At 67.0% G+C, this 4898-nt stretch carries 1 protein-coding gene and 2 pseudogenes; all 3 read left to right on the top strand.

Annotated features, from left to right (window positions below; genetic code table 11):
* Positions 1–1189: 1189 nt before the first annotated feature.
* Positions 1190–2136: pseudogene (locus M1E25_RS25455) on the top strand (IS630 family transposase); the annotation flags it as partial.
* 52 nt (positions 2137–2188) lie between these two features.
* Positions 2189–3724, top strand: a complete 1536-nt coding sequence (locus tag M1E25_RS25450; protein ID WP_443735595.1) for an ISL3 family transposase — start codon at positions 2189–2191, stop codon at positions 3722–3724.
* Between the two features lie 845 nt (positions 3725–4569).
* Positions 4570–4898, top strand: a pseudogene (locus M1E25_RS25445) (MFS transporter); the annotation flags it as partial.

Genomic DNA, 4898 nt, shown 5'->3' with positions numbered 1-4898 from the left:
CCACTCCAGCGGACGTGACCGGCACTAGCCGAGTTCGACGAGACCGAGAGTCCTGCGCCGAAGCTCGGCCGGATGACTACGGGGCAAGCTCCTTGGGAGCTGAAACATCTGGCAGAGCCACCTTGCTGGCCAGATGCCGGTGCAGTGAATCGATGTGCCTCGGATCGAACCCAGTCTCGGTTCAACCCCTATGCGAGCGGTCCTTGCCATCCACTTGACCTGCGCAAACTGGATCGTCGAAAAGCCTCATTGGAGGGCTCGGCCGTACCTCTGGGTGTCATCCGCTATCGAGACGGATGTGACAAAGCGCGGGAAGTCGTCTACGTCCCAGCCGGTGAGCGTGGCGGCTTGCGTGCTGGCACCCGTGCACCATGCCTAATGGCATGTCCTGCATTGATGCCGTATGCGATGTCTCGCAGGAGATTCCACGTGTATCGAAGTAACGCTCTCATTTGGTCATCTCCAAGCGTTCTTGACTGCCGAGCAGGGGTGCGGGCGAGGTGGCAATCAAAAGTATACCCACCTGTATGGCTACCAACTCGCTGGCGAGTAAGTTGTGCAGGGGTAGGGCCAGATGGACCACCGACACATAGTCGCAAATCGGTGCCCCGTGTAAGCGCCGTCATAGGACTGCATGGGAGGGCGGTCGCTGGCGTTCCTGACCTGCGGCACGTTCACCGCGTGCCGGACGACGGACAAGCACCTGGCCATCGCCCATCAGGCCTCGTGCCTGCTGCTCACCGAAGTCCACGGCTTGAGCCTGTCCATCGGGCCCCGTCGGCTATCGGAGATCATCACGCTGGCATCGACTTCTGCGCCGACGACCTCGTCATCCGTCTCGGCGGCCCAAGGGGGCGCTACCCAGCGGATCTCTGCCAATCGTAGGCCTGGCTTGCATTGGCGGTGTGTATGGCGGTGAGGATGACCGGATTGACGCCGTCAGGTTGACGCCACCCACAGCGCCGCGCTGCGCCGCCAGAGTCGAGCGAGCCGGAGTACTGCCCCGCGAGGTACTGCCGGGAAAGACAGCGTGAGGAGGGGTACTGCGGGTCCAGGGACTCCGAAGGACTTCGTCGCCTGCGACCCAGGCGGCACGAGAGGTCCCTAGTGCTGTGACCGCATAGGTTCACCGGGTTGCTCGTTGTGCTGGTTGGAAGCGATGTCGCTTCCAACCAGCAGGGGAGGCGGGATGGCACCACCGGTCAGGGTCCGGAGGCTGACGGAGCAGGAGGGGCAAAAGCTCCAGCAGATCGTGCGGCGGGGCAGTACGAGCTCGGTGCGGTTCCGTCGGGCGATGATGCTGCTGGCCTCGGCCGGCGGCAGCACGGTCCCGGTGATCGCGCGGCTGGTCCAGGCGGACGAGGACACCGTCCGGGACGTGATCCATCGCTTCAACGAGATCGTGCTCGCATGCCTCAACCCCTGCTGAGCAGTGACGACGAGGACTTCGTCATCCAGACGGCCACCACCCGCCCCACCGTGCTGGGCAAGCTCTTCACCCGCTGGTCAGTCCGCAAACTCGCCGACCACCTGCGCCGGAACATCGCCAGGCCCGTCCGGATCGGCCGCGAGGCCCTGCGGTGCTTACTGGCCCGCCGCGGGATCTCCTTCCAGCGTACGAAGACCTGGAAGGAGTCCCCAGACCCGGACTTCGACACCAAGCTCGAACGGATCGAGTACGCGGTCAACGAACGGCCGGACCGCACGTTCGCCTTCGACGAGTTCGGCCCTCTGGGCATCCGCCCGACCGCCGGTTCCTGCTGGGCCGAACAAGGCCGTCCCGACCGGCTGCCAGCCACCTACCGACGAACCCACGGCATCACCTACTTCCACGGCTGCTACTCGGTCGGCGACGACCAGATATGGGGCGTCAACCGACGCCGCAAGGGCATCGACCACACCTGGGCAGCCTTGAGAACGATCCGGGCCACCCGCCCGGACGGCGCCCCGATCTACGTGATCCTCGACAATCTCTCCGCCCACACGAACTGGCGGATGAAGAGGTGGGCGGCCAAGAACAAGGTCGAGCTGTGCTCCACCCCGACTTACGCCTCCTGGGCCAACCCCATCGAAGCCCACTTCGGACCGCTACGGCAGTTCACCCTCGCCAACTCCCACCATCCCAACCACACTGTCCCTGTCTCACATTCGGTGGTGACGGAGAGTCTCCAGGGTCGTTGACCTTCGTGTGAAGGACATCAACGAGCTTGTGCAGATAGTGTTTTCGGGTCTGTTCCCGCTGGTCATCGAGGATGTGGCCGACGAGGGTGAGCGGATCGTGGTGCGGGCGCGGACTCCGCAGGAGGCCGCGATCTGTCCGGTGTGCGGGGCATCGACGGGGCGGGTGCACGGCTACCACTGGCGGACCGTCGCCGACGTACCGGTGGACGATCGCCGGGTGGTGGTCCGTGTACGGGTTCGGCGTCTGGTGTGTCCCACACGCGGCTGCCGGCAGACCTTCCGTGAGCAGATGCCCGGGGTCCTGGAGCGATACCAGCGCCGCACGGCCCGTCTGACCAGGCAGGTCAAGGCCGTGGTCAAAGAGTTAGCGGGCCGGGCCGGATCGCGTCTGCTGGCGATACTCGCGGTGGGCCTGTCACGTCACACGGCCCTGCGCACCCTGCTACGCATCCCGTTGCCCACCGGGCGGGTGCCCCGTGTGATCGGAGTCGACGACTTCGCCCTGCGCCGGCGGCACCGCTACGCCACCGTCGTGATCGACGCCGAGACCCATGAACGGACCGACGTACTGCCCGACCACACCGCCGACACGCTGGAAGCATGGCTGCGCGAGCATCCGGGCATCGAGATCGTGTGCCGAGACGGCTCCGCGACCTACGCCGAGGCCATCCGCCGCGCCCTGCCCGACGCAGTCCAGGTCGCCGACCGGTGGCACCTGTGGCACAACCTGTGCGAAGCCGCCCTGCGCGAGGTGAAGGCGCACAGCACCTGCTGGGCCGCCGTGCTGGACGCGCCCATCTACGACGGACCCCGCGCGCAGACGACCCTGGAACGCTGGCACCAAGTCCACAACCTGCTCGAGAAGGGCGTGGGCCTGCTCGAATGCGCCCGCCGACTGCAACTGTCCCTGAACACCGTCAAACGCTACGCGCGGGCCGACCGGCCCGAGCGGATGCTCCGTGTCCCCAAATACCGCGCCAGCCTCGTCGATCCCTACCGCGAGCACCTGCGCAAACGTCGTGCCGAAGATCCCGCCGTCCCCGTCCAGCACCTCTTCGAAGAGATCAAGGCCCTCGGGTTCACAGGCTGTCTGAACCTCCTGCACAAGTACATCAACCAGGGCCGCGCGGACACCGACCGCAGCCACATCTCCCCGCGCCGGCTCGCCCGGATGATCCTCACCAGGCCCGACAACCTCAAGACCGAACATCACGATCTTCTGGCACGGCTCATCGCCGCCTGCCCCGAGATGACCCAACTGGCCTCCGCTGTCGGGAGCTTCGCCAAACTCCTGACGCCTTGCGCAGGAAATGCCGACGGGCTCTTGCGCTGGATCGTCGAGGTTCGCTCAGCCGATCTGCCCCATCTGCACGCCTTCACCCGCGGCCTCGAGAGAGACCGCGACGCCGTGAACGCCGCACTCACACTTCCGTACAGCAACGGCCCCACCGAGGGTGTCAACACCAAGACCAAGCGAATCGCACGCCAGATGCACGGCCGTGCAGGCTTCACCCTGCTCCGCCACCGCATCCTCCTCGGATAACGCCACTCTCCGTCACCACCGAATGTGAGACAGGGCCGATCATTGAACACTCCCGCCCCAGACGGGAACACCGCCGCCGGACCGCCCACGGGATCCTCGCCGCCGTTCCCCAGCATGTGAGGCCCCTCTCCGCCGAGCACCGGACGGCACGGCCTGCCGCACTGGTCCCAGGTATCCCAGCCTTTCGGCACTCGACTGACCGGAATCGGCATATGACTGACAGCAACCATCGCCATCCGATACAACCGCGCCCGCGCACGAAGCCCGACCGCGGCTGAACCGCCCCCAGACGGCGCTACGCCGCGGCTCGTAGGACACGAGGTTCCTGCTGCGCCCCCGTACGGATGCAGCCTCTGGTTTCCTGCCCGGCCGGTCCATGGGACCGGGGAGACCGGCGGCCATCTGCGCCCCCGTATGGATGCAGCCTCTGGTTTCCTGCCCGGCCGGTCCATGGGACCGGGGAGACCGGCGGCCATGTGACGCCGAGTTCGTCGATGAGCCGGGCGGCCTGTCCCCTCTGGAGAGGAGGATCGCCCAGCTTTATCCAGTCCATGGGCCCTGGCGCGCTGAGCAGGGTGAGCTTGGCCAGCGCGAAGGCCACCCGTCAAGGCGACCGTGGGTGATCGCGGCGGACAGTCGGCGGGCCCGGGCCCGGCTGTTGGCGACCGAGTTCCAGCGCGTGCTGCTCCCGGGAGCCCTCGGGACTACTGATTTCCCCTGGTGCCCGCTGCTACGTTGTGCCTCATGTTCCTCCTCTTGGCATAGGCACGCCAGGCCCGCGACCCGCACACAGCGCGAGCGGCACTTCGGCGTCCCTCCTTCCGCCTCGACCGAGGAACTTTCCCATGTCTGCGCCTGCTCAAGGGCGGCCCTCGTATGCCGCCGTACTGCGCCTTCCGTACGCCCGACGCACCTTCGGTGCCGCCCTGCTCGGGCGGCTCTCGTACGGGATGCTCACCCTCTCCGTGATGCTGGCGGTGACCCGGGCCACCGGCTCGTATGCCGTCGCCGGCACGATCATGGCGCTGTTCGGCGCCACCAGTGTCTTCCTGTCCCCGGTACGGGCGGCCCTCGTCGACCGCCACGGCCCACGCCCCGCGCTCCTGCCGATGGCCCTGCTCTACGCGGGCCTCCTGGGCGCCCTTGCGGCAGCAACCCGCCGCCACGGCGCCCC

The organism is Streptomyces meridianus, assembly GCF_023703325.1.
Taxonomy (GTDB): domain Bacteria; phylum Actinomycetota; class Actinomycetes; order Streptomycetales; family Streptomycetaceae; genus Streptomyces; species Streptomyces meridianus.
This window is presented reverse-complemented; position numbering and strand designations above follow the sequence as displayed.